The organism is Thorsellia anophelis DSM 18579, assembly GCF_900111395.1.
In the GTDB taxonomy this organism is placed as follows: Bacteria; Pseudomonadota; Gammaproteobacteria; order Enterobacterales; family Thorselliaceae; genus Thorsellia; species Thorsellia anophelis.
This window is the reverse complement of sequence record NZ_FOHV01000012.1, coordinates 1-24,533: the sequence shown is the minus strand read 5'-3', so window position 1 is coordinate 24,533 and position 24,533 is coordinate 1. Positions and strand designations below refer to the sequence as shown.

Annotated in this window: 22 protein-coding genes; 10 read left to right on the top strand and 12 right to left on the bottom strand. The window is 33.8% G+C overall.

Annotation, left to right across the window (positions count from 1 at the left end; genetic code table 11):
* Positions 1-24 precede the first annotated feature (24 nt).
* The 7 genes from BMW37_RS08600 to BMW37_RS08570 all read right to left on the bottom strand — a co-directional run bounded on the left by BMW37_RS08600 (position 25) and on the right by BMW37_RS08570 (position 9,731).
* Positions 25-3,270, bottom strand: a complete 3,246-nt coding sequence (locus BMW37_RS08600; protein ID WP_093319743.1) for an AAA family ATPase — start codon at positions 3,268-3,270, stop codon at positions 25-27.
* A gap of 180 nt (positions 3,271-3,450) precedes the next feature.
* Positions 3,451-4,065 carry a YcxB family protein gene (locus BMW37_RS08595; RefSeq protein WP_143047622.1) on the bottom strand — a complete coding sequence of 205 codons (615 nt, stop codon included), beginning with the start codon at positions 4,063-4,065 and terminating at the stop codon, positions 3,451-3,453.
* A gap of 28 nt (positions 4,066-4,093) precedes the next feature.
* Entirely contained in the window at positions 4,094-5,332 is a 1,239-nt protein-coding gene (locus BMW37_RS08590) for an exonuclease SbcCD subunit D C-terminal domain-containing protein (protein WP_093319738.1), read from the bottom strand.
* A gap of 72 nt (positions 5,333-5,404) precedes the next feature.
* Positions 5,405-6,064: an ATP-binding cassette domain-containing protein gene (locus tag BMW37_RS08585; RefSeq protein WP_093319735.1), complete on the bottom strand. Its 660-nt coding sequence runs from the start codon at positions 6,062-6,064 to the stop codon at positions 5,405-5,407.
* Positions 6,061-7,593, bottom strand: a complete 1,533-nt coding sequence (locus tag BMW37_RS08580; RefSeq protein ID WP_093319733.1) for an ABC transporter permease/substrate-binding protein — start codon at positions 7,591-7,593, stop codon at positions 6,061-6,063. Before BMW37_RS08580 ends, BMW37_RS08585 begins: the two co-directional genes overlap by 4 nt.
* Positions 7,594-7,628: 35 nt before the next feature.
* Entirely contained in the window at positions 7,629-8,276 is a 648-nt protein-coding gene (locus BMW37_RS08575; RefSeq protein WP_093319730.1) for a YchE family NAAT transporter, read from the bottom strand.
* 75 nt (positions 8,277-8,351) lie between these two features.
* The gene (locus BMW37_RS08570; protein ID WP_218139494.1) at positions 8,352-9,731 is read right to left on the bottom strand and encodes an MATE family efflux transporter; all 1,380 of its coding nucleotides are present in this window, start codon (positions 9,729-9,731) and stop codon (positions 8,352-8,354) included.
* Between the two features lie 634 nt (positions 9,732-10,365).
* On the opposite strand from BMW37_RS08570, the gene cspE reads away from it, so the two are divergent.
* Together cspE and pyrD are read left to right on the top strand one after the other, a co-directional pair.
* A complete protein-coding gene (cspE, locus tag BMW37_RS08565) occupies positions 10,366-10,575 on the top strand; it encodes a transcription antiterminator/RNA stability regulator CspE (RefSeq protein ID WP_093319728.1) in 210 nt (69 codons plus the stop codon).
* A gap of 182 nt (positions 10,576-10,757) precedes the next feature.
* Positions 10,758-11,777, top strand: coding sequence for a quinone-dependent dihydroorotate dehydrogenase (pyrD, locus tag BMW37_RS08560; RefSeq protein WP_093319725.1), 1,020 nt, complete (start codon positions 10,758-10,760; stop codon positions 11,775-11,777).
* A 129-nt stretch (positions 11,778-11,906) separates the two neighbouring features.
* Here pyrD and BMW37_RS08555 read toward each other — a convergent pair whose 3' ends face one another.
* From BMW37_RS08555 to BMW37_RS08545, 3 genes are all read right to left on the bottom strand, one after another.
* Complete coding sequence (locus BMW37_RS08555) at positions 11,907-12,044, bottom strand: DUF2256 domain-containing protein (protein ID WP_093319723.1); 138 nt, start codon at positions 12,042-12,044, stop codon at positions 11,907-11,909.
* 10 nt (positions 12,045-12,054) lie between these two features.
* Complete coding sequence (locus BMW37_RS08550) at positions 12,055-13,584, bottom strand: cryptochrome/photolyase family protein (protein WP_093319720.1); 1,530 nt, start codon at positions 13,582-13,584, stop codon at positions 12,055-12,057.
* Between the two features lie 109 nt (positions 13,585-13,693).
* Positions 13,694-14,788 carry a hypothetical protein gene (locus BMW37_RS08545; protein ID WP_093319718.1) on the bottom strand — a complete coding sequence of 365 codons (1,095 nt, stop codon included), beginning with the start codon at positions 14,786-14,788 and terminating at the stop codon, positions 13,694-13,696.
* Between the two features lie 330 nt (positions 14,789-15,118).
* Between BMW37_RS08545 and recQ the strand changes: the two genes are divergently transcribed.
* From recQ to rpmE, 8 genes are all read left to right on the top strand, one after another.
* Positions 15,119-16,957, top strand: coding sequence for a DNA helicase RecQ (gene recQ, locus BMW37_RS08540; protein WP_245711050.1), 1,839 nt, complete (start codon positions 15,119-15,121; stop codon positions 16,955-16,957).
* Positions 16,958-17,203: 246 nt separating this feature from the next.
* Complete coding sequence (gene pagP / locus BMW37_RS08535; protein ID WP_093319887.1) at positions 17,204-17,743, top strand: lipid IV(A) palmitoyltransferase PagP; 540 nt, start codon at positions 17,204-17,206, stop codon at positions 17,741-17,743.
* Between the two features lie 16 nt (positions 17,744-17,759).
* Positions 17,760-18,548, top strand: a complete 789-nt coding sequence (locus tag BMW37_RS08530) for a LysE family transporter (RefSeq protein ID WP_093319713.1) — start codon at positions 17,760-17,762, stop codon at positions 18,546-18,548.
* Between the two features lie 75 nt (positions 18,549-18,623).
* On the top strand, positions 18,624-19,607 hold the full coding sequence (locus BMW37_RS08525) for an alpha/beta fold hydrolase (protein WP_093319711.1): 984 nt from the start codon (positions 18,624-18,626) through the stop codon (positions 19,605-19,607).
* Between the two features lie 57 nt (positions 19,608-19,664).
* Positions 19,665-20,462: a Cof-type HAD-IIB family hydrolase gene (locus BMW37_RS08520; protein WP_093319707.1), complete on the top strand. Its 798-nt coding sequence runs from the start codon at positions 19,665-19,667 to the stop codon at positions 20,460-20,462.
* Positions 20,463-20,571: 109 nt separating this feature from the next.
* Positions 20,572-21,375, top strand: a complete 804-nt coding sequence (locus tag BMW37_RS08515; RefSeq protein ID WP_093319704.1) for a DUF484 family protein — start codon at positions 20,572-20,574, stop codon at positions 21,373-21,375.
* A 16-nt stretch (positions 21,376-21,391) separates the two neighbouring features.
* Positions 21,392-22,324, top strand: coding sequence for a site-specific tyrosine recombinase/integron integrase (xerA, locus tag BMW37_RS08510; protein WP_218139492.1), 933 nt, complete (start codon positions 21,392-21,394; stop codon positions 22,322-22,324).
* A 293-nt stretch (positions 22,325-22,617) separates the two neighbouring features.
* The gene (gene rpmE, locus BMW37_RS08505; RefSeq protein ID WP_093319699.1) at positions 22,618-22,833 is read left to right on the top strand and encodes a 50S ribosomal protein L31; all 216 of its coding nucleotides are present in this window, start codon (positions 22,618-22,620) and stop codon (positions 22,831-22,833) included.
* A gap of 156 nt (positions 22,834-22,989) precedes the next feature.
* On the opposite strand, the gene BMW37_RS08500 is transcribed toward rpmE, so the two are convergent.
* Positions 22,990-23,355 (bottom strand): MGMT family protein, encoded by a 366-nt coding sequence (locus tag BMW37_RS08500; RefSeq protein ID WP_093319696.1) that lies wholly within the window; start codon positions 23,353-23,355, stop codon positions 22,990-22,992.
* Positions 23,356-23,862: 507 nt separating this feature from the next.
* A partial coding sequence (gene tnpC, locus BMW37_RS08495; protein WP_143047621.1) for an IS66 family transposase occupies positions 23,863-24,533 on the bottom strand: 671 nt, incomplete at its 5' end.

The window sequence follows — 24,533 nt, the reverse complement described above, 5'->3', positions numbered from 1 at the left end:
GTTTACTTTTAGAGGCCACTTAAATTAACTTAATCGAACGCAACTAGGGCCTGCTAAAGTACTTCTGCCACCATTTTGGGCATCAATTGTAATTTGTGTTGATATGCGATTTTTTAATGCTGGCACGTGAGAAATAATCCCAATTAATTTATTTTCTTTCTGTAATGTGGACAGGGCATCTAAGGCAGTATCTAAAGCTTCTTCATCTAATGTACCAAAGCCTTCATCTAAAAATAACGAATCAACGCGTATAGTTTGGCTCGACATTTTAGATAATCCAAGCGCGAGTGCTAAACTTACAATAAATGACTCACCACCAGAAAGATTTTTAATTGAACGGATTTCACCGGCTTGATAATTATCGATAATATTTAAAGACAAAGGATTATATGAATCACGTTGTAATAGATATCTGTCACTCATTTTTTGTAATTGTTTATTTGCGTGACGCACCATGATTTCAAATGTTAGCCCTTGTGCAAAGCTTCTAAATTTTTTACCATCAGATGAACCAATCAAATTATTCAATTTTTCATGTTTTAATGCAATTTGTCTAGACTGTATAATTTTTGTTGTGAGCTCACTTAATGCGAGTTTAGTCTGTTCATTTTTTTCTAGTTGAAATGTGATTGAATTGAGATCAATTTTAAGTTGATTTAATTCACCTTCCTTCTGTGCTAATAATTGTTCCAATACTTCTTTGCTCTCTATATCAATATATTTTGAAAGCAACAATTGATGTTGAGTGGTTGCAGAGTCAATTTGACTAGTGATTCTTAATAATTCATCATCTAGTTCCTTTGCTTGGGTACTTAATCTTTCTAACTCTGAAGACGTTAATCTTGCATTTAAAAAATCTTCAATTGTTGCAAATTGGAGGGTATTGCATTGGGCTATAAATGATGATTTATCAGTTGCGAGCTGTTCTTTGCTTTTGTTTATGCGCTGTTCTAAAAGGGATAATTCTTGCTGCTTACTAGCCAGGTTTATTTTGGCTTGATTCAGTCTATCAGTAAGAGAATCAGCAGTAGCTTGCGCATTTTTTAGCTTGAGATTAAATGAATCCTCTAATTGAATAGGGTCATTTGAACCTAATAAAGCTGAACGCTCATTTTTTGAGTGCTGGAGTTGCGATTGGCTTTGAACAATTTTTTGGGTCAACCCTGTAATGTGTACTTGAGTACTATCTTGGACAGTATTTAATTTCAAAATCTTAGTTTCAATATCTTGAAGTATTGCTGCACCTTTTGATAATGTCTCGGAATGTTTTGAATATCGCTCTTGCTTTTGGGTTAATTGTGCAATTAAATGTTGACTCTTGTAGGGCTCATACTTCAGGGAATACTCTATAAGTTCTAGATTGAGTAAGTGGATTTCTTGTTCAGTTAATAATTTCAATTCCTCTTCTTTAAGTCTTAAAGTCGACATGTTATCTATTTCATGTTTGAGCTCAATGTTTAGAGTATGGATTTTACCTTCCTCAATAGAAACACTTTGCTTGAGTAATGCTAGTTCAGCTTCAGTGATTTTTTTTGCTTGATCAAGTGCTTCAATTTGCGTGATGAGTTCAGTTATTGCAATGATTTTCCCATCAATTTCTCTGGCTTCAGGTATTTTTTCAATTGAATAAGGATGCTCTAGAGAACCACATAATGGACATGGAGTATTATCCTCTAGCAAGCCCCGTTGTGTCTCTAGGCTTGCTATACGGTCAATATAAGCACGTTCTTTAATATAATATTCTTTTTCTAAACGATATTCATTTAAAGATCTATCTTTAAGTAGTGCTTTAGATTCATTTTGTTGGTCGAGCAACTTGGTTTCGAACACTTTAATCTTTTTATTAAGTCCAGCATGTAGCTCAAGTTGTACAGCAATCTTTTTATCATGAGAAACACGTCTTGATTGTGATTGAATAAGCGCTAATACAAGTTTTTCCATTTCAGCATGCGCTTTATCTAGTTGATGAATTCTTTGAATTAGGCCACTTAAAGAAGTCATTAACCTTGCATCAACTTTCCCATATTGGCTCATATATTCATGAGCATGACTTAAATCAAGCTCTGTCTTTTGCTTTTGAACTTCTTGCTCTTTAATTTCTTCTAATAAGTTATTAAGCTTATTTTTAAGAATAACATGTTCAGATTCTAGCTCATTAAGCGATTGAGATTGAAAGAGGATTTCTTTATCAAGAATTTTTGTTTGATTGATTGCAGGCATCATACTCTCATATGAGATATTTAACTCTTTTAATTTTAAGCTTGCGTTTTCAAAAAGGGTTAAATCATTTGATAATTGCGTATTTAAAGAGGGAATTGCTGCTTGCAATTTTAAGTGTAATGACTCTTCTTCTTTTAATGTTGATGATAGTGCTTCAATTGGTGACCAATATCTCTCTAATTGCTCTGCTCTATTTGCTGCAACTAGCTGTATGCGTTTTTGATTGAACCGTTCGTTATCATCTAACAATTGTTTTTTAATTTGTTTAAATGAATTGATGAGCGTCAATGACTGTGCGATATCATTATGCCAATTAAGATGTTGTTGTATTTGATAAATGGCATTATTTAACTCTGAGTCTTTACTTATGAGGATTTTTTTCCGATCAGTAAGCTCACTTAGAATATCTTCACTTAATATTTGTAGGTGACTGGTGGATTGTTTTAATGCTTCATAATCGTTTTTTGCTACTTTGTGCTGTTCAAATACTAATTTAGATATATCACTATAAATTTCCATACCCGTAATCTGTTCTAAAATTTTAGACTTATCATCTAATGAGGCTTTTAGAAAGCTATCAAATGCACCTTGAGCTAATAACATAGAGCGGGTAAATCTTTCAAAATCCATTCCTGTTTTTTCTACTATAACATCAAGAACAAGACTTTTTTTATTCTCAATTAGGGTGCCATCTAAGTATGCGATTTGATGTTCAGGCTCTTGTAAGTTACCACTGGCTAATTTTTTTGCTCGTCTTTGTTCAAAATGGCATAAAAAAACACCAGCTTGTGATTCAAATACTACTTCAGCGTAACATTCACCGGTTTGCCTAGACATGATTTCATTACTACTTTTGGTAATTCTCCCTAATCTTGGTGTTGCACCATACAGCGCAAGACAAATAGCATCCAATATAGTTGATTTACCTGCCCCTGTTGCACCTGTAATGGCAAAAATACCATTCGCTAGGTATTGAGTATCGGTAAAATCAATTTCCCATTCACCAAAGAGTGAATTTAAATTTTTTAGTCTGAGTTGTCTTATTTTCATATCTTTATTTTTTTAACATAAAGAGGGGTTGATAACCTCTTTATGTATATAGTATTTTTTGTTTGGCAATTTAGCCATAAAACCTAGACTCATAATGGTGATGAGAATTAACAGCTAGAGTATAGATTGATACATTTATTTGAAGGTGGAATTTATCTTTTACCAAATTTGGTGACTTAGTTAAGTTATTTCTTTCCAGTTGTTGGCAGCTTTACTGTAATGAATAAACTGTTCTTCTAGCTCTTTTGTATCAAACCAATCAAGTGGAACAATCAAATAGTAGCTTTTACTTATACCAAGTAATGCCATATTTTTATTTTTAAAAACAAATGTGAGTTCTGACCAAAAGGTGGTCCGGGTATAAGAGTTATTTACTGAATGTATGAAAACTAATTTTTCATTAAAAGAAATACAACAATTTGCCGATAATAGTGGATAGGCTACAAATTCGGCATATTGGCGTTTTCGAGTATTGATTAAAACTCTGTTTAGCCATATATTTAAGAAAAATACAAAAAATACCCCTAATACGATAAAAATAACTAAATCATCTATCAGAACGTTTAATAAAAAACTAGGTAATTGCACTTTGATAATATCGAAGGAAATGTCATGGAATTGTTTTAAAACTCTTGAACCTATCATAATAAACACGATAAAAAGATAGATATAGGTTAATTTTAAAATACGAGATAAAGGTGTTCGCTTAAGCCCTTTATTAAACAATGTAATCGCATCCATGTAATCATCCATAGTCAGGATTCTTTCTTTTGTATTATTAATAAGTGGTTCCATGATTTTTATACCTAAATTAAATAATTTTTCATTCTTGATTAACATCATATTCATTTAACGATTTGAGCGTATGTTGATAGAGTGCAACGAGTTCTTCCCGTTCTGACTCTAGAACATTATTTGCGTCTAAACAGCGGTAGAACACATCTAATTCGCTTAAATCCTCTAAACTCTCATCAATTTTCTCTTGTTGCAAAATACTGTCGAAAATTAACCTATTTTTAATACGTCTTATTTCAAGCATGCTACCTGATATAAGTTCATCTAGATGAACGCGTAAATCTGCAATGATTGATTTACCACTATATTCTATTTCCAACCAAGCAGAGCTGTTTTCTGCAACCAGTTGATGTAATCTTGCTTCAATTATATCCAAATCTCCTTTAATTCTGACCAAAGGCTGGAAAATAGGTACCTCGATTGTCTCTATGTTTGACTTATTAGCTTTAAAATTAACGATAATAACGTGTTTTTGCTGACCAGCTTCGCCAAATCCCATAGCAATAGGTGAACCGCTATAACGAATATGTTCTATTTGTGAAACTAATTGAGGTATATGCAAGTGGCCTAATGCAACATAATCTAAAGCAGAAGGGAATATATCAGCGCCTACATGGGCAAGTGAACCAACATATAACTCTCGTACGCCATCCCCCTCAGCAGTTTTACCACCCGATGCAAATAAATGACCCATACCAATAATAGGTATTGTCGATTGAATTGGTTCAGGAAAGCTCGCCTTGATTGATTCAGCATGCTCACAAACAGAGTGGTAGTGATCCCTTAAACCTTTTACAAGCTTATTATTTTTTTCATCAATCGATTCGCCAGGTTCAAGAGTTCTGATATCTTTATCTCTGAGATAAGGAACCGCACAGATGATAGCTTGTGGTATATTATTATCAAAAAGTGTAATCACTTCATCTGCAATATTGTCTGATTTCATCCCAACGATATGCACATTTAACATGGCAAGTATTTGTTTTGGGGCGGTTAGAAAGGTAGGGGAGTCGTGATTACCTGCAATGATAACGACATGCTTGCAATTTGATTGACTAATCTTACACAAAAAGTGGTAGTAAAGTGACTGAGCTTGATTACTTGGTGTAGTGGTATCAAATACATCGCCTGCAATCAGTAAAACATCAACTTTTTCATGGTCGATTTTATCGGCAAGCCAATTCAAAAATGCTTCAAATTCTTCGTAGCGCTTTTTGCCATATAATGTTCGGCCAAGATGCCAGTCTGAAGTATGAAGAAATTTCATTTAAATGTTTCCATGATAAAGAATTATTATTAGGGATTTAGCTTATCGATGTTTGTTGAAACTAAAAACAGATTAATTAATCCAAATTTCCCCTTGTTTGAGTAATAATTGTCTTGTTGCTAACTTTTGTGCTTCTAGCTCATCATGTGTAACAAATATAATTGTAATACCTAGTTTTGAATGTATTTGCTTAATTGAGTCTTGAAGCTGTGTGCGAGTGAAACTATCAAGCGCTCCAAAAGGTTCATCCATAAGCAAAATCTCAGGTTCTGCAGCAAGCGCCCTAGCTATACCCACACGCTGTTGTTGTCCACCAGATAGCTCGTCAGGATAGCGTTTTAATAACGAATCATCTAGTGACACGATATCTAACAATGTCAATAATCGTGATTGTTGTTCAGCTATAGTCCATTTTTTTGAAAGTGAAGGGACATATAAAATATTATCTTCAACAGACATATGGGGGAATAAACCGCTGCCTTGAATGGCATAACCAATATTACGGCGCAAATGAAGAATATCTTGCTTTTCTATAGATTGATAATTAATGTGTATTTCGCCTTGATCAGGTTTTTCCATACCATTTATCATGCGAAGTAGGGTTGTTTTACCATCGCCTGAAGTTCCCGTTAGCGTGACAAAATCACCTTTTTCTATTTTAAAAGATAAATTTTCAAATAAAATTTTATCCCCATGCGCTTTATAAATGTTTTTAAATTCAATTAAGGTCATTTCAATAGTCCTTTTGCTTTTAAAAATGTTTCAGCAACACTTTTAGGTGAGCGTTTATCAACTTCTACTGCGTAGTTTAATGCTGCCATATCATCTTCAGTAATCAGGTTGTCAAATTTTGCTAGGATTGATTTGAGCTCTGGATGTTCGCTTAAAGTTTTTGATCGTATGATGTTACCAGCTTTATAAGAAGGATATAATTTTCTATCATCTTCTAACACTACGACTTGACTTTTACTTAGTTGCCCATCGGTTGTAAAAATATTAATTACATCAACTTTGTTCTGATTTATTGCTTGGTATTTAAGTCCAATATCCATATCAATCATTTCCTTAAATGTCATACCATAAGTATCTTTTAATGCTTGGTATCCATCTTGTCTTTCAAAAAAATCATATTCAGCTGCAAAGATTAATTGAGAGGAATGTTTGGCTAAATCACTATACGTTTTTATATTCAACTCATCGGCCAAAGATTTTCTAATCGCAAGTCCATACGTATTGTTAAAACCGTACATACCAAGCCAAGACAGACCAAAAGATTTTTTGTAGTTAGTATCAAGTTCATCAAATTGCGTTTCTTGATATAACGACTCATTTTTAAGAACTGCATTCCATGCAGTACCTGTATATTCAGGGTAAAGGTCAAATTGCCCATCGACTAATGCGGGGTGTATGTTAGATGTTCCACCTCCTATACCTTGGCTTAGTACTACACTGAGCTTAGAATCTTGTTCGATCATTAATTTAAGCATTTGACCTAAAATAAATTGCTCTGTCATTGGTTTTGTTGCAATTTTAATATCAGCATTTTTATCTTGCTGATTTAACCCGATGATGAGTGTCAGTATCAAAATAAAGCTAGTGGCTATGGCAATTAAGTATCGTTTAGCAATAAAGGGTCTACGTTTAGTTAACTGCCATTCAAGTAAACGAAAGAATCCATCTACCACAAAAGCTAGTAAGGCAACAGCAATGCTTCCTAATAATGTTAGGTAAATATTGTTGGTGGTAATGCCCCTATAGATCATCACACCTAATCCGCCAGCACCGATAAATGTGGCAATCCCTGTTAAGGCAATGGTCATCACAACCATTGTCCTAATACCGCTTAGAATGACAGGTAAAGCTAATGGAATTTCAATGCGATATAATATTTGCAACCGTGAACTTCCGATTGCTTTAGCACAATCAATTATATGTTTAGGGATGCCTTCAATACCTGCTACGGTATTCATTATCATAGGCAATAGGGCGTAAATAATTAACGCGATGATAGCAGTCTGGTTACCTACGTCAAAAAAAGGTAGCAAGAATCCAAACATAGCAATAGAAGGAATGGTGTAGAGCATTTTAACTATTGCAAGCACAGGACCTTTAATCAGCTTAAATTGGGTTAATCCTATCCCAATGATAATTCCTATTAATATAGCTGAAATAATTGCAATATTGCTTATCCAGAGGTGCTGTAACGTGAGCTCAAGAATTAGCTTCCAGTTTTCTTTAAACGCTGACAACAAATTATGCATAAAATAACTTTCTCTAATAGTGATAATCAATGAAACTAAGCGAGTAGTCCAGGGAAAAGAGCCTTGAGTCCATTAACAATAAATTCTACTCCGAGCGCCATTAACAGTAATCCCATAATACGGGTAATGACATTAATACCTGTTTGACCAAGTACTTTTACAAAGTAGGGGGCAGCTCTAAATAGTAGCCAACAGCAAAATGAAAATAAGACAATTGCAATTGTAAATCCAATTAAGTGAGCCCAGCTATTATAACGAGTAGTCCATACAATTGTAGAGCTAATTGCACCAGGTCCAGCCATTAAAGGTAAGGCTAGAGGCACAACACCAATATTTTCTTTTAGTGCGTTCTCAGCAAGTTCTTGTTTATTTTGTTTTTCTTCTCCCAGTTTACCGCTTATCATTGTCATAGCAATAGTCATAATCAAAATGCCGCCTGCTATTCTAAATGAATCTAAAGATATGCCAAAAAGTCTAAGAATAGATTCCCCTAATATTAGAGAAGAAAACAAAATGATTCCGACAGAGACATTTGCTGTAATACTGATTTTTTGGCGAGCAATTTGACTTTGGTATGTGGTCATACTAATGAAAACAGGTAATATTCCAACTGGATTGACCACAGCGAATAAACTAATAAAAAACTTCATTAGGACAGTGAAAAGAGTAATGGCTTCATTCATAAAATTGGCTCGCTATCATGACAAAATATTGTTATATCGGCTAAGGGAGTGAAAAGTTTATAATCATCCAGAAACTTAAACTAGTCTCTTGATTGTTTTATGTCGCCAAACAAACCAATAATAACTAAATTGTAAGCCTAATAGCACTATAAAAGTAATTGGATAGGCAATCCAAATGCCTTGTAACCCTATAAGAGGACTTAATATCCATGCTGCAGGTAATAAGATTAACAAGATGCTGAGAATTGTAATTAATGTTGGAATAAATACAACACCGCTAGCTTGCATGATTGCACTAAACACTCTTGCAAATCCAAATATTATCATGCCCCATAAAGAAATATTAAGTAGATACTGAGTCATTAGAATTGTCTGTTCATCTGCAATAAATAACTTAATTATTGTAGATGAGAATAATGTAATCAGTAAAATTAATCCACCTGTAAGAAGAAGATTTACCCAAAGACCAGTCTGCATAATTTTAGTTAGGAGCGCTAAATTGCCTCTTCCTATAGCTTGAGCACCTAAAATAGATACAGTAATGGCAATAGAAATCGCCGGGAATTGGACATAGCCTATTATTTGGATTAATGCGCCATATGAGGTTGTTGCATCAGAACCATACTCATTAATAAAGCGTATAATTAATAGCTCTGATAAAGCGATAGTTATCATTTGCACTGTCATTGGTATTGATATCTTTAGAACTAACTTAATTAATTGCATATTGGGTCTTAGGTATTTAAAAAACTGTTTGTTAAACGCTAATGTATGTCCAATTTTGTTCAAATAAACAATAAGCAACGCCATCGTAATCAAATTTGAGCACAGTAGTGCCAGGGCAGGGCTTATGATCCCCAATTTAGGAATACCAAAAAGACCTAAAATGAACATAGGAGTCAAAAAGGCACCTAGTACAGTACTTACGATGAGCGCTAAAAGTGGCGTCATAGAATCCCCAGCACCACGTAATAAAGAAGTGAAACAGATAAAAATAAAAATGCAAGGTATATTTAAAAGCATGATATAGGCATATTGCCTAGTTTGATCGATAATATTTTCAGGTGTTTTGAGCATTTCTAAAAGAACGTCAAGTATCAAAAATCCTATTAGTGCAAAAAGTATTCCAATGATAAAATTAACGGTTAGGGTTGTCCCAGTAATTGATTTTACTTTAGTTGAGTCACCAGCTCCCCACGCTTGACCTACTAGTATTGAGCCACCAGCACCTAGGCCAATTACTATAGATATCATTAGAAAAATAACAGGAAAAAATACAGATGTTGAAGCAAAAGCTTCATCTCCAATTAGTTTAGAAACAAATATATTATTCAAAGTACCAGATAAACCTTGCAGAAAGTTACTTACTAGCATAGGTAATAGAAATAGTAAAAAGAGCTTAAATGGCAATCTGAGCTTGATAATATTAGTACTCTGATGCTGTGGAGTTGGCATAGTGTTTGATTAACCTGAGACGTTTAAAATGAGTGAAATGATTTCATTTAGATTAGTTTTCATTCATTGTAACGGCTCGTCATGATAGTGCAAGTTAAAAAACGTAATAGATTTTTTTGAGAATATTATTACAGATTACAGATTACAGATTGCAGATTAAGACGATAGCTTCAAATTTTGCTATGTGTAAAAAAATATTAATGTGAAGAGAAGAGGAATTGATATTTAAGCTGAATTTTTGGTAAATTTTGGCAATCATTGAAAAAAACTTAAAATTAGCATTTTTCATAATTTATTGATATTTAAACGCATATTTAATTGATAGTGTGATCTGTATCTTATTTATTGATAAATAAATCGAAAATATGTTGCTATATTTCCTAGATTATGTGATAAATACATCCGGTGAGGGGCACTTTAATAGTGAAACTCCAGTTTTGTAGGCATTAATATGAAGTAGATTGTTACGCGTTTAGTTTAACCTCCTCTTCAAGCCAGTTTTTTTATTCCTCGGTTTAAAATCACGCTTGCCACATTGACTCCTCATCATTGTTCGCTTGTTTATCACTATGAATACTTGTTATCATTTTGAATTCAAGATTTTTTTTAAGCTTTAAATAAGGTATTTTGCATCATGGCAAAGATTAAAGGTCAAGTTAAGTGGTTTAACGAATCTAAAGGTTTTGGTTTTATTACTCCAGAAGATGGAAGCAAAGATGTATTCGTACATTTTTCAGCTATCATGACTGATGGTTTTAAAACATTAGCTGAAGGTCAAAACGTAGAATTTGAAGTTGCTGAAGGTCCTAAAGGTCCATCTGCGGCTAACGTGACATCGCTATAATTCAATTCCTATAGATTTAATCAATACTTGAACTAAGTCTTGAAACGTAAGTCCTGATTGCGTTCAAAATTGAAGTAAATCATTAGAATGAAATATTTTTCAACTGCTTGCTAAAAATTAGATTAAAATCTGGTTTTTACTAGCAGTTTTTTTGTGTCTAAATTTCATTTAATGAGGCAATTATGTTTTATCCCCTCCTACGCAAGATACTTTTTACTCAAGACGCTGAAAAAGTACATGAATACACATTAAAAGGGTTAAGTCATATTCAAAGATTACCCATTCTTCCTTATTTTTATTCTCCTATTCGAGAGCTCCCTAAAAAACCTATTACTTGTATGGGAATCACGTTTCCAAATCCAATTGGGCTTGCGGCTGGATTAGATAAAAATGGAGAATGTATCCAAGCTTTTGCTGCGATGGGATTTGGTTCTATTGAAATCGGTACAGTTACCCCAAGGGCTCAGGAAGGCAATCCTAAACCAAGATTGTTTAGGGTAAGACCAGCTGAAGGAATTATAAACCGTATGGGATTTAATAATCACGGAATTGATAATTTAATTGAAAATGTGAAAATAAGTGACTTTAAAGGTGTTTTAGGGATTAATATTGGTAAAAATAAAGATACACCAGTTGAAAATGGTAAAGATGATTATCTACACTGTTTGAAAAAAGCGTATGTTCATGCAAGCTATATTACTGTCAATATTTCCTCTCCAAATACTCCAGATTTAAGAACACTTCAATATGGTGATGCGTTAGATGATCTGCTTTCTGCTCTTAAACTGGAGCAAGCAAGTTTAGTCAATGAGCATAAAAAATACGTACCTATAGCAGTCAAAATAGCGCCCGATTTGTCATTAGATGAAATACATCAAATTGCTGATTCACTCGTCAGGCATCAAATTGATGGTGTGATAGCAACCAATACGACATTAGATAGGTCGTTAATCCAAGGACTAGAGCATTCTACTGAGCAGGGTGGTCTGAGTGGTAGACCTGTTCAGTTATCGAGTACAGAAGTTATAAGAACACTCAATAAGGCTTTGAGTGGTAAGCTTCCGATAATTGGTGTAGGAGGTATAGACAGTTTAGTGAGTGCTCGAGAAAAATTGCAAGCAGGGGCTTCAGTTTTACAGCTATATAGTGGGTTCATATATAAAGGACCCAAATTAGTAAGAGAGCTAGTCAAATCGATCTAAGTCACAATCATAGCTCATCATAATCTATTTTAATGGTTGTGGTGAGAAAATAATTTGGATGAAATGAATATAATAAAATTTAATCAATGGCTTACTTGTTAAATTTTTAAGTCTACTATTAAATAGGACTCATTGTTTTTTTCGTAAGGTTAAACATTTTTTTGAGCAATAAATAACGTTATCCCAATCTCTTTCCCACTTTTTTCGCCATGTAAATGGTCTATTACATACAGGACAAATTTTTGTTGGTAGCTGATTTTTTTTCATATGCTTATTTTTAGTAACTTATTAAATTGTCTAAAAAATTAACAGAGCTTTCTTTTATTAGGGATTTTGCATTATCATCCATTTTATTTAGCGTGCTGTAAATCATTGATAATCTATGATTATGTTTTAGTTTAGACTCATTTATCATTAGAAAGTTCCAGTATAAATAATTAAATGGACAGGCATCTTTTCCTGTTTTAAGTTTGACATTATATTGGCAGCGTTTACAATAATTTGACATCTTATTGATATAACTTCCACCTGCTGCATAAGGTTTACTCCCGACTATACCTCCATCAGCAAATAAAATCATACCGGTAACATTTGGTAGTTCAACCCATTCATAGGCATCAGCATAGACAATTAAAAACCATTCATTTACATCTTTTGGATCAATGCCTGCAAGTAGGGCAAAATTTCCAAGCACCATCAATCTTTGAATATGATGAGCATAAGCATTTTGCTGTGTCTCTTTAATACATTGATGAAGGCAATTCATCGATGTATTTGCAGACCAATAAAAATCGGGTAATTTACGAGTCGATTTAAAAAAGTTTGCTTCTGCATATTCAGGCATATAAAGCCAATAGATACCTCTTATGTACTCACGCCAGCCTAAAATTTGACGTATAAACCCTTCTACCGAGTGCAAAGCAGCGAAACCTAAATGATAAGCTTCTAAAGCTGCATTGATACATTCTTTAGGCAATAAAAGACCGCAGTTTAAATAAAAACTAATATGCGAATGGAAAAGCCAAGGCTCTCCCTCAATCATAGCATCTTGATAATCACCAAATTGTGAAAGTCGTTGTGTAATGAATTCATTTAATACGCCAAGTGCATCTTTACGGGTAACCGCAAAGTGGAATGAATCTAAAGAACCAAAATGTTTTGAGAATCTAGCGTCCACTAACGAAATGACTTCTTGTGTAATTAAATCAGGTTCGAAAATAGTTTTGTTTGGAATCTTAATTGAAGGAGATGGGACTTTTCTATTATCTGTATCAAAATTCCATTTATCACCAATAGGTTTATTATCTATTAACAAAATTTGGTATTTTTGACGCATAGCCCTGTAAAAATACTCCATTACAAGCTGCTTTCTGTTAGCTGCCCACTGATTAAATTCATCTAAAGGACATAAAAAACGGTCATCTTCAAGTATAGAAACATTAATTCCAAATTCACTTGACCAAGTTTGTATATCTTTTAACACTCTATACTCACCAGGAAAAGTTATGACTATTTGATCATAATTAGATGAGCAGAGCGCGCGGCGAACTTCTTCTTTAAAACTTCCTTGATTATCAGAATCAGTTAGCTTAGTGTATGAAACACTATAACCTAATATTTTAAGTTCTTCAGCAAAATGCCGCATTGCAGAGAATAGAAAGGCAATTTTTTTCTTATGATGTTTAACATATGTGGCTTCATCCCAAACTTCGCACATCAATACAGTATCATTTTCAATGTCAATTCCTTTAAGAGATGATATTGAATGTGAAAGCTGATCTCCAAGTATCACTCTTAGTGAACGCATATAACCTCACTTATCCGTATTTAAATTTCTCTGAGGGCTAATGGCAATTAAGCATATAAACTAATTAAATAAAATGAATCAATTATAGGCATAGTTGAATTTTACTTTTTTAAATCATCAGGATAAATATGATAAACAAAATAACCGCAAATACCCCACCAATAAAAGATGGCTTATCTAGCAGGGCTTGAATTTCAGGCAAGAGATTTGAAAAAATAGGCGTAACGTTTCCTTCGATTTGCCAAGCATTTTTTCCTTGAGCGCGTCTTGTAAAAAGTTCAATAACTAACATGTCAGCCTGAATAGGCGTAATCATGCTGTTTAAATTTGCATTAAATTGTTGCTCACTAAATCGAATGATAAAATTTAACTCCTGTTTGCTTAGTGGTTGCATTAAGTTAGTTAATGCATTAAGGGGTTGAAATGCCTCTTGAGTAACAATTAATCGCATTTGTAAGAAATCCCTTGCAGTAGAAAAGTGTTGATTTTGCCAGGGTTCTTGCGCAGGATTTTTCAAAATTTGATTTAATTGAGATGTAACATCATTGACTGGTAAACGTATTTGTTCTGCTAATTTTGAAATGAGTTCATTGATAATATTTACTTGTGCAGCTGGCATAGGTTGTTCGCCAAAGCTTAAGGGTATTGCAGCTGGCGCGGTTACCGCTTGGTTTGATTGACCAGAGATGACACCTAAATTGGCTGCTTGCGCTTGATTTAATGGTGTAGAATTTGGGGGGATTGTTCCAGGTTGTGTTTTAGGAAATTGAGCGAGTACTTGGTTAAGCTCATTTTCATTAAGTAGGCTTAATGCAGTATGCCCAAAATTTGAACGCATAAACGTTAATATTCTTTCTTTATTGTTGCCTTGTGAAAGTTGATTCATTATTTGTTCTAATAAATTTTGACTTCCGCCTTGCTGCGCAGTTTGGATTTTTTGCTGTAAAAAAAATTCAGCAGCGGAAAAATGTTGTAATGTGAGAGTCATATTTCTCGCAAGGCCTAGATGTTCTCGTAATAGTTGCCAAATTTCATCACTACTTTGGGTGGTTAAGCTAGATAATTGCTTAATCAATTGATCTATTAAGTTTTTTTGAGATGGAGGAAGCGCGCGATCATCCATCGAAAATGGTTTAACATATTGAGACGAACCATTGGAACCGCCATTGTTATCAATAGACTGTGTCGGTTTTAGTGGCTGCATGTGATTTCCTTTTTATAATTGAAACAATAATTAATATTTTTTTTGACCGCTTTAACAAATAATCGGCTAAGCTTACTTTAACTTTACTTTGAGTAGTTAAATTAAAGGCGCGATAGTGTGTTAATGATTGATAGCAGTAAATTGTGTCATATTTAGGAACTGATTCCTACTTAAAAGATTACTTATAGATCAATTTAATTTTAAAGAAGGTGAAAATTTGTTAATATGCACAGATTCTGTAGTAACCTAATCGTACTCATTACACATAATAGAGTTTTAAACGTGCAAAATTTACAAGCTGTCAATCGTCCAACCACTCTCGAAAATGAAATTGATTCAGAAATTAAAAAACATGCAATATCAATCTTAACAAGCATATTTGGCTACAATGAATTTAGAACAGGCCAATTTGAAATTATTAAAAACGTTATCACTAAACAAGATAGTCTGGTCATTATGCCTACTGGTGGTGGCAAATCGCTTTGCTATCAGATCCCTGCTTTAATGCTTGATGGATTTGCACTAATTGTTTCCCCTTTAATTTCTTTGATGAAAGATCAAGTTGATCAACTACGCATAAATGGTGTTAAGGCAGCTTGTTATAATTCAGCGATGACAAAAGAAGAACAATTTAATGTCATGCAAGAGTGTAAGCAGGGAAGAATAAAACTTTTATATGTATCACCAGAAAGACTTATGTCTGATTTTTTTCTATCTTGGCTAAAACAAATGCCTATTTCATTCGTTGCTGTTGATGAAGCGCATTGTATTTCTCAATGGGGGCATGATTTTAGACCTGAATATCGGTTAATAGGACAATTAAAAGCATGGCTCGGCACGATCCCAATTATGGGATTGACCGCAACTGCCGATGAAGTGACTCGTAACGATATTATTACTAAACTTGCGTTACAAAATCCACTTGTTTCTATTAGTAGTTTTGATAGACCTAATATTCGATATGTGGTTGTAGATAAAAATAAACCAATAGATCAATTAATTAGATTAATCAAGCAACAGCAAGGAAAGCATGGGATCGTCTATTGTGGTAGTCGTAAAAAAACAGAAGAAATAGCAGGTAAATTATCTGAAAAGGGAATCAGTGCGGATTTTTATCATGCCGGCTTAGAGTTAGAAAAACGATTTGCTGTACAAGAGGCTTTTCAACGGGATGATTTACAAGTTGTTGTGGCTACAGTTGCTTTTGGTATGGGGATCAATAAATCTAATGTTAGATTTGTTGTTCATTACGATATACCTCGTAATATTGAATCCTATTACCAAGAAACGGGCAGAGCAGGAAGAGATGGTGTCAATGCAGAAGCAATTTTGTTTTATGAGCCAAGAGATATTGTTTGGCTAAGGCAAGTAGTTGAAGAAAAACCTGATGACATTAAACCTATAGAAAAACATAAGTTAAATGCAATGGCTGCGTTTGCAGAAAGTTTAACTTGTCGAAGAGTCGTATTGCTCAATTATTTTGGAGAAAATAGACAAGAGCCCTGTGGTAATTGTGATATTTGTCTCTCTCCACCTAAAAAGTATGATGGGTTAGTTGATGCGCAAAAAGTGCTATCGGCAATTTATAAGACAGGTCAAAGATTTGGTTTAAATTATATCTCTGAAATATTACGAGGAGAAGCTACTAGCAGAAATAGAGAAAGAGGCCATGATAAATTGACTGTTTTTGGAATCGGTAAAACAGAATCTGATGAACATTGGCTTTCGGTTATGAGACAACTTATCCATCAGGGGTACATTGTTCAGAATCCATTTTCAAGTTTTGCTATGCAGCTAACAGAAGCATCGAGACCAATTTTAAGGGCAGAGCAACAGTTGTTTTTAGCTAAACCTAGATTAGCAATTGAAACTATAAACAGCAAAACCAAATTTAATAAAAAGGATGCATCTCAAAATCAATATGATGACCGGTCTGTTTCGTATGATAAGGCGTTGTTTGCTAAATTAAAACATATGCGTAAAAAAATTGCTGATGAACAAGGTTGTGCACCATATATGATTCTTAATGACAAAACACTTATTGAAATATCACATATCATGCCGACAACGTTAAATGAATTAAGACAGATTAGTGGTATTGGTGATTCAAAGCTTTCACTTTATGGCGATTTGCTTATTAGTCAAATAAAAAAACATCTAAGTAGATAGAAAAATATTAAGGTTTTAATATTTTATGATGCGGATAATCTTAATGGATATATTGGAGTGTGATTAAAAATAATAATTAATATTTTAACAATTCATGTTTCAAGGATGAGATATGAATAAACATAAAAGGATTTAAAGATGAATACATTTTTTAAACTTAACCTGGGATGTAAAAATTATTTAAGGGATTTTAAATTTAAAAAAAAACAAATACCTGTTAAATTTACGCTGATATTTTTAAGTTTAATGGGATTTTGGCTTCCAGTTCAATTAGATGCTGCAATTACAAAATCTGCACAATCTTTTTTTAACCAAATTGGCGATCATTCTGATCTTATTTGGCGTAAGCCTATGTATGCAACATTATATGTACCTGCCATAACATGGCATAATCGTTATTTATATGATAAAGCTGATACTGATAGGTATAATGAGCGCCCATATGGATTAGGCTTTGGCTTTGAACGTGAAGATGAAAATTCTTGGCAATCTCTGTATGCTATGGCTTTTAAAGATTCTTTTTCAAAGATAGAACCAATTGCAGGTTACGGTTATGAAAAACGGTTTTCTCTAACACAAGACCATAACTGGAGAGTAGGGGTTGGATATACTCTAGGGGTTACAGCAAGAGATAATTGGTACTATGCACCTATCCCAGTTGCATTACCTCTTGCCTCAATTAATTATAAACAAGTTTCTTTTCAAGGCACATACATACCTGGCACTTATGGTAATGGTAACGTTTTTTTTGCTTGGTTAAGATTTCAAATTCCTACGGGACAATAGTCAATAGAGGAAAAATATGACTGAATTGTTGTTTACGATTGCGCTTGTTCACTTTGTTGCATTAATGACACCTGGACCAGATTTTCTTTTTGTATCACAAACAGCTGCAAGTCGCTCTAGATTCGATGCGATGAAAGGTGTGCTTGGGATAGTTTTCGGTGTAGGGGTATGGGCAAGCTTGACCTTAATTGGGATGGATATTGTATTTAAACAATTTAGCTGGTTACCTAGAGTTATCCAATTACTTGGTGGGATGTATCTTTTATGGCTTGGATATATACTTTTAAAGATTCCTATTCGTCATATTCGTGTTAGTCGTATAGAAAAAATTCGACTCGCTAGATTAGAAGAGCGTAGAGCAAAAAAACAGCGGAGAAATAAGAGGCTAGGAATTGCAAACATTGAAGAAGAAAACATACCATCACAATATGCAAGTACTAACGATGAGCAAGATGATATACCAAAGCTTGAAATTAAAGGAAATACTTTTATTTATGGGCTGATGACTAACTTATCTAATCCAAAAGTAATCATCTATTTTGGAAGTGTTTTTTCTCCTTTTTTAGATGGAGGGAATAGAGTTAATGCTTTATTAAAATGGGAGTTATTATTCTTAATCGTAATTGAAACTTTTTTTTGGTTTACATTAGTTGCTTTATTATTTGGTTTGCCTGTAATGCAACGTTTTTATAAAAAGCAAAGTGTTTGGATTGATGGCTTAGCTGGTCTTTTTTTTGCAGGGTTTGGTTCTCACTTAATCGTGTCGTTAAATTTAACCTCATTTTCGTCTATTTTAACACCCTAATATGGTCTATACTAATATGATTGAGTGACCATATTCAAATGAGAGACGTTTAATTTATGCGAAGAGTTGTAAGCGATGAGCAAAATAATATCAGATAACCTACATTATAAAAGCGCTAGAGAAGAAAAGTTTGAGATTTTCTCAAAAGAAATATTAGATCCTTTTTGGGAAAAAGTCGAAAAACTTTCTTTTAATAATAGCAGAGGTAATCGACTTGCATTTGCTAGGATTAGGCACAAAAGTAATAACAAAGCGATTTTTTTAGTTACTGGCCGAGTTGAAAGTTATTTAAGATACAAAGAGCTTATCTATGACATTTTCCATGAAGGTTACGATGTTTATTGTTTAGATCATATAGGTCAAGGACTTTCAGATAGAATTCATGAAGACTCTGAGCGAGGCCATGTAGAACAGTTTGGACACTATGTGGATGACTTAATTGAATTTTATCAAAATATTATTTTTCCAAATGGCTATAATTACGTGTATGCCATAGCTCATTCGATGGGAGGCGGAATTTTAGCCCATAGCATATTAAAGATGCCTAATATGTTTAAACGTGCCGCATTTTGTGCCCCTATGTTCGGTATTAATATTCCACTACCAGACGGTGTGGCAAATACTATTTTGAATGTAGCTGAACGGTATCCTGTGATAAGAGACTATTATGCATTAGGCACAGGTAGATGGCGAGCTTTACCATTTGCGCTAAATCGTTTAACTCACAGCAAAGTGCGTTATGAAGCTAACTTAAGCTTACTTAATCAAATTCCCTCACTTAAAATGGGAGGGCCGACTTATCATTGGGTTAAAGAATCAAAAGCTGCAACACTTGCACTACAGGCACAAGCTGATAAATGGCAAATGCCAAGTTTAGTATTACAAGCTGAACATGAACTTTTAGTATGTAATGAATCGCAGCAAGCCTTCGTTGCAAAATGTGCTATTAAGCCTAAGTTTATTTTAGTGGAAAATGCCCGTCATGAATTATTGATGGAATCAGATGATATTAGGGTGTTTGTGCTCGATCATATTTTTAATTTTTTTAAAATAGATTGATCATAACCCTGATATTAAGTTTAAATTTCTGGAAAAATTAGTGAATTAAGGAAAATTATGTATTCAGTTATCGCATCCGATCTAGATGGAACGCTTTTATCTAATGAACATACACTTACACCATTTGCAAGACAAACTTTACAGCGTATGGTAGCGAAAGACATTAAGTTTATTTTTGCAACGGGTAGGCATCATGTAGATGTTAATAGTATAAGAGAAGGACTTGGTTTTGATGCCTTTATGATTACTTCAAATGGGGCTAGAGTACATAATAAAGCTGGTGAGTTAATTGCTGCGCACAATATAGATGAATCTCTTATTGACGAGCTTTTATCTGTAGCGAAGGGGTATGATGATATTTATACGCATGTATATACTGGCGATAAGTGGTATGTTGATAGAGATATCTATGAAGAGGAAGATTTTTTTAAAGACTCTAAATTTAGTTATGAGATTTATGCAGATGAAAAAGTAGATAAAAAGGATATATTCAAGATTTTTTATACGGCACAAGATCCTAAATCACTCAGGCCGGTTGAAGTTATTATTGAATCGCGTTTTAAAGGGATGCTAAGTATGGCGCATTCATCTTTAAATTGTTTTGAATTAATGGCAAATGGTGTTTCTAAAGGTGCAGCTTTAAAAGAAGTCTTAGCACTAAAAGGATATACTTTGGCAGATTGTATCGCATTTGGCGATGGAATGAATGATGTCGAGATGTTATCTGTTGTTGGTAAAGGACATATCATGAAAAATGCTGATCCAAGATTGATTGCTAAATTACCTCATCTTGAAATTATCGGGAGTAATTCTGAGGACGCTGTTATTCAAAAAATTATTGAATACTTCGATTAAGCATTTTTCTATAAATCTCAGCTTATTCAGGTAGGTAAATAGCTTACCTTAATAAGCAATACTTAATTTATAAACAGGTCTTTACCTGCGTTGTAAGGATAGTTCCTCAATGAGTAAAAAAAAATCTAGATATCAACCTAAAACACTTAAACTTGATGATGAATTAGTATTGAATTATTTGCTTGATCAGCCAAACTTTTTTATAAGAAATGCAAAGGCGATTGATTCTATTTCAGTACCCCATGCAATTCATGGCACGGTCTCTTTGGTTGAATGGCAAATGAAACGGCAAAGAGAGAGAATACTCCAGCTTGAAGAAGAGATCACAGCTTTATTTGAAAGAGCAACAACTAATGAGTTTCTTTTTAACCAACTTCTGACATTAGTGCTTTCTTTAACAAATGCATCTTCTTTAGATAATTTCTTTAGAAGATTAACATCATGGGCTCGCAAATTAGGATTGTCGCATGTTGTTGTAAGATTATTTGATGATAATTGGCATACGGAGCCGCCATTTGAACAGGTACAATTAGGAATAGATAGAAATACTTTTGAAAGTATAAGAATAAAACGATTTAGTCACTCAAATCATTTTTTAGGGCAATTAAACCCTACAGAATTAAATATTATTTTGACTGATAAAACCTTGGTAGGTTCAATTGCACTCTCTTTACTTGACAATTTAGAAAAAGACGACCAAAATTGTTTATCGCATTCAGATGGGTTGACAAGTGATAATAACATATCTAACAAAAGTACTCATCAATCTCCAAGTGGTATAATTATGTTTGTTAGTCCAAATCCCCACCACTATCAATCAAACATGAATACAGATTTGTTGACCCAAATTAGCCAGATTATTCCGAGATTATTACGCCAATGGATAGAGTTAAAATCAACCTGTATCAAATGACATAATGGTTCTAAATGTGACAAATAATTCTACTGCATTGTTAACAGCTGAGCTCAGTGCTTACTATGCTTCTTTAGCAGAGTCAAAAAAAGCGAGTTTAAATACGATACGTACATATGAATATCAATTAACTCTGTTTAGTTTGTTTCTGGTTGAAAATGAGGTGCTTAATTGGCATGATTTAACGAGTAACCATATCAAGCAGTATATGTCGCTGAGTAAAAAAAATAATATCAGCAGCAGTACTATCGCTTCAAGGTTAACGATTATTCGAACATTTTTAGCTTGGCTAGTGGAGTCTAACAAACTATTAGTTAATCCAGCTTCAGCAATAAAAGCGCCAAAAACACCCAAAAGATTACCAAAAGATATCAATACTGATGATATGCAGCAATTGCTTAAAAGCTCATCATTTGATGAAAAAGAATTCCGTGATTTGGCTATTTACGAATTACTCTATAGTTCAGGTTTAAGGTTAAGTGAGGTTTTAGAAATAAGATACCTAGATTTGGATATGGACGAAATGCGCTTAAGAATAATCGGTAAGGGAGATAAAGAAAGAATTGTTCCATTTGGTTCTTACGCGTTAAAATCAATAAATCAATGGTTAGATGTCCGTAAAAAATGGATAGGCTCTCCAATTAAGGGGGATGATCTGCTATTTATAGGTACGACTGGTAATAAAATTAACGCAAGGACTCTACAAAAGAGGTTAGCTAATTTTGCACAAATCCAAGGGCTCAGGTCACATGTTCATCCACATAGATTACGTCACTCATTTGCAACTCATATGTTAGAATCTAGCCAAGATTTAAGAGCTGTTCAAGAATTATTAGGCCATGCTAATTTATCGACAACCCAGGTTTATACGCACCTCAATTTTAGTCACCTTGCTGCAGTATATGATAGTGCGCATCCAAGGGCAAAAAAAGATCCGCAAAAAACGTAAAAAAAATCATAGAAGCATAGCAAAATCAAATAAAATGCGTATAATGCGCCGCGTATATTACAAAGTGCTAGTTTAGGTTGAGTATCATGGATGATATTTTTATAAAACCTATTCTAGCACTGTAATAGCACAGTGTATGATCGTGTATTATGCACTGTTATAACTAGTTGCTTGCTTTTATTTTCATAGCATCATTGCTCGAACTAAGGTAAGTATAAATTTAATTATTGCGTATGGTATTCAGTAGGGCGTTTGCTCGTATTGTTTGGCGGTACGACTCGTAAGAGGTTTCCATGAAAAAAGATATACACCCTAAATATGAAGAAATTACTGCTAACTGTTCATGTGGTAATGTAATTAAAATTCGTTCTACGGTTGGACGTAATTTGAATCTAGACGTTTGTGGCGAGTGCCACCCATTTTATACTGGTAAACAACGTGATGTTGCTTCTGGTGGACGTGTAGATAAATTTAAACAACGTTTTTCAATTCCTGGTATGAAAGGCTAAACACTTCAATACTAGTGGCAAGTTACTGAATGGTAGCTTGTGAGATGATTAAACCCAAGCTAATCCTTGGGTTTTTTATTTGAAATGAGAAAATAATGCTCCTCTAGCGAAAATTTCCTGTTCGACAATTCACATACTAAAATTATACTAGGGTCATTACCTAAGTAGGGGATGAGTCTTCGGAGTGAATTTATGAGCCAGTCCAATTAACAAAAAATGATTTTGATATTTTGTAGTCATGTGACATTTTTTAAAAATAACACCTTCATTTATTAGATAAGTGTATTGACGTGTATAATTTTCACCTGTTAATGAGATCCTTCCATGGCTATTGACTACACGATACCAAGGTAGGGTTGTGTTTTTAGGTAGATTTTTAAGAATAAACCCAATTTGTCTAGCGCCATTTGGTTTTCCTGCTAATTTAGCAATTTCTCCATAACTTGCTACTTTACCTTGTGGTATTGAGCTAATTATTTGCAATACAATATTTTTATACTCATTATCAAATGTTTTAGCCATGCCTTTATTCCATTTGTTATAAGTGAATTTATGAATTATTTTCATTAAATTCAGTGCTAAATAATGGTAATAGTAATTACGTTTGCAAATGTCGTATAGTAACTCTATCCATTTAATAACAGTACAATAGACAATTCACATCCGTTAAAATTAGAATATCAGATAATCTAGATTTCTTATAGCATAATAATATTGATATATAGGTAACGCGATGCCTAGCTTTTTTAAAATTAAGATCCTGAGAGTGATTTTAGACTCATCCAACTTAATATTGGTCTAGAATTAACCACCTAATTCAGTTGTAATAAAAGTCGAACTTCGCGTTAAGTAATACCAACGATTATTCTATTGACTTTCATTTGGTATATCTTACTTTCTACTTATGATGCTGTTGCAATTGTGCAAAATATTATGCTTTATTAGTTAAATCGACGTAAGCATCCGACAAACACATGTCGTTTATTCGATTTCGTCAAGTATAATAGGCATTATTGAGGCTGAGATTCTTTAATTCTCAGTTTTTTGAATTGATTTGATCGGTAAGAGTTTGTCTATATCTTTGTATTTCCAAGTTGGCAACACTGCTAAGGTTTCTCTTAACCATTGCTCTGGATCGATACCATTGGCTCTTGCTGTGGCAAGTAAACTCATGATATTAGTCATCAGTTGTCCAGCAGCAAGTGAACCCGCAAATAGCCAGTTTTTTCTGCCTAAAGCGATAGGCCTGATGTTTCTCTCAATATGGTTATTATCGATAGGGACATTGCCATCGTTTAGATAAATTTCTAGAGATTTCCATCGATTAATGGCATGCTTTAATGCTCTAGCAAAAGTTGTATTGGGCAATGCTTTAGATAAGTGGTGCATTATCCATGTTTTTAACTTTTTGAGGATGGGTTTAGCAAATTTCTTTCGTCCCCGTTTTCTGTCTTCAGGTGTTAGGAGTTTTAATTTATCCTCAATCTGATAAAGTTTAGCACTTTCATTAATGAAATATTGAGCAAATGGATGCGGTGCGACTTTAACTATTTCAGCAAACTTACGGCGGACATGGGTAAAGCAACCTGCTTCAATAATCGATTCATATTTATCAAACAAGGCTTTATATCCTGAGTAATCATCGACCACAAGTGTGCCCTTAAATGTGCTCAAAATATTTTGGGCGTGCTTACCTTCAC

Excerpts from the sequence above, each read along its gene's own strand:
- BMW37_RS08600 (WP_093319743.1), bottom strand. The coding sequence starts at position 3,270 with ATGAAAATAAGACAACTCAGACTAAAAAATTTAAATTCACTCTTTGGT.
- BMW37_RS08595 (WP_143047622.1), bottom strand. The coding sequence starts at position 4,065 with ATGGAACCACTTATTAATAATACAAAAGAAAGAATCCTGACTATGGAT.
- BMW37_RS08590 (WP_093319738.1), bottom strand. The coding sequence starts at position 5,332 with ATGAAATTTCTTCATACTTCAGACTGGCATCTTGGCCGAACATTATAT.
- BMW37_RS08585 (WP_093319735.1), bottom strand. The coding sequence starts at position 6,064 with ATGACCTTAATTGAATTTAAAAACATTTATAAAGCGCATGGGGATAAA.
- BMW37_RS08580 (WP_093319733.1), bottom strand. The coding sequence starts at position 7,593 with ATGCATAATTTGTTGTCAGCGTTTAAAGAAAACTGGAAGCTAATTCTT.
- BMW37_RS08575 (WP_093319730.1), bottom strand. The coding sequence starts at position 8,276 with ATGAATGAAGCCATTACTCTTTTCACTGTCCTAATGAAGTTTTTTATT.
- BMW37_RS08570 (WP_218139494.1), bottom strand. The coding sequence starts at position 9,731 with ATGCCAACTCCACAGCATCAGAGTACTAATATTATCAAGCTCAGATTG.
- cspE (WP_093319728.1), top strand. The coding sequence starts at position 10,366 with ATGGCAAAGATTAAAGGTCAAGTTAAGTGGTTTAACGAATCTAAAGGT.
- pyrD (WP_093319725.1), top strand. The coding sequence starts at position 10,758 with ATGTTTTATCCCCTCCTACGCAAGATACTTTTTACTCAAGACGCTGAA.
- BMW37_RS08555 (WP_093319723.1), bottom strand. The coding sequence starts at position 12,044 with ATGAAAAAAAATCAGCTACCAACAAAAATTTGTCCTGTATGTAATAGA.
- BMW37_RS08550 (WP_093319720.1), bottom strand. The coding sequence starts at position 13,584 with ATGCGTTCACTAAGAGTGATACTTGGAGATCAGCTTTCACATTCAATA.
- BMW37_RS08545 (WP_093319718.1), bottom strand. The coding sequence starts at position 14,788 with ATGCAGCCACTAAAACCGACACAGTCTATTGATAACAATGGCGGTTCC.
- pagP (WP_093319887.1), top strand. The coding sequence starts at position 17,204 with ATGGGATTTTGGCTTCCAGTTCAATTAGATGCTGCAATTACAAAATCT.
- BMW37_RS08530 (WP_093319713.1), top strand. The coding sequence starts at position 17,760 with ATGACTGAATTGTTGTTTACGATTGCGCTTGTTCACTTTGTTGCATTA.
- BMW37_RS08525 (WP_093319711.1), top strand. The coding sequence starts at position 18,624 with ATGAGCAAAATAATATCAGATAACCTACATTATAAAAGCGCTAGAGAA.
- BMW37_RS08520 (WP_093319707.1), top strand. The coding sequence starts at position 19,665 with ATGTATTCAGTTATCGCATCCGATCTAGATGGAACGCTTTTATCTAAT.
- BMW37_RS08515 (WP_093319704.1), top strand. The coding sequence starts at position 20,572 with ATGAGTAAAAAAAAATCTAGATATCAACCTAAAACACTTAAACTTGAT.
- rpmE (WP_093319699.1), top strand. The coding sequence starts at position 22,618 with ATGAAAAAAGATATACACCCTAAATATGAAGAAATTACTGCTAACTGT.
- BMW37_RS08500 (WP_093319696.1), bottom strand. The coding sequence starts at position 23,355 with ATGGCTAAAACATTTGATAATGAGTATAAAAATATTGTATTGCAAATA.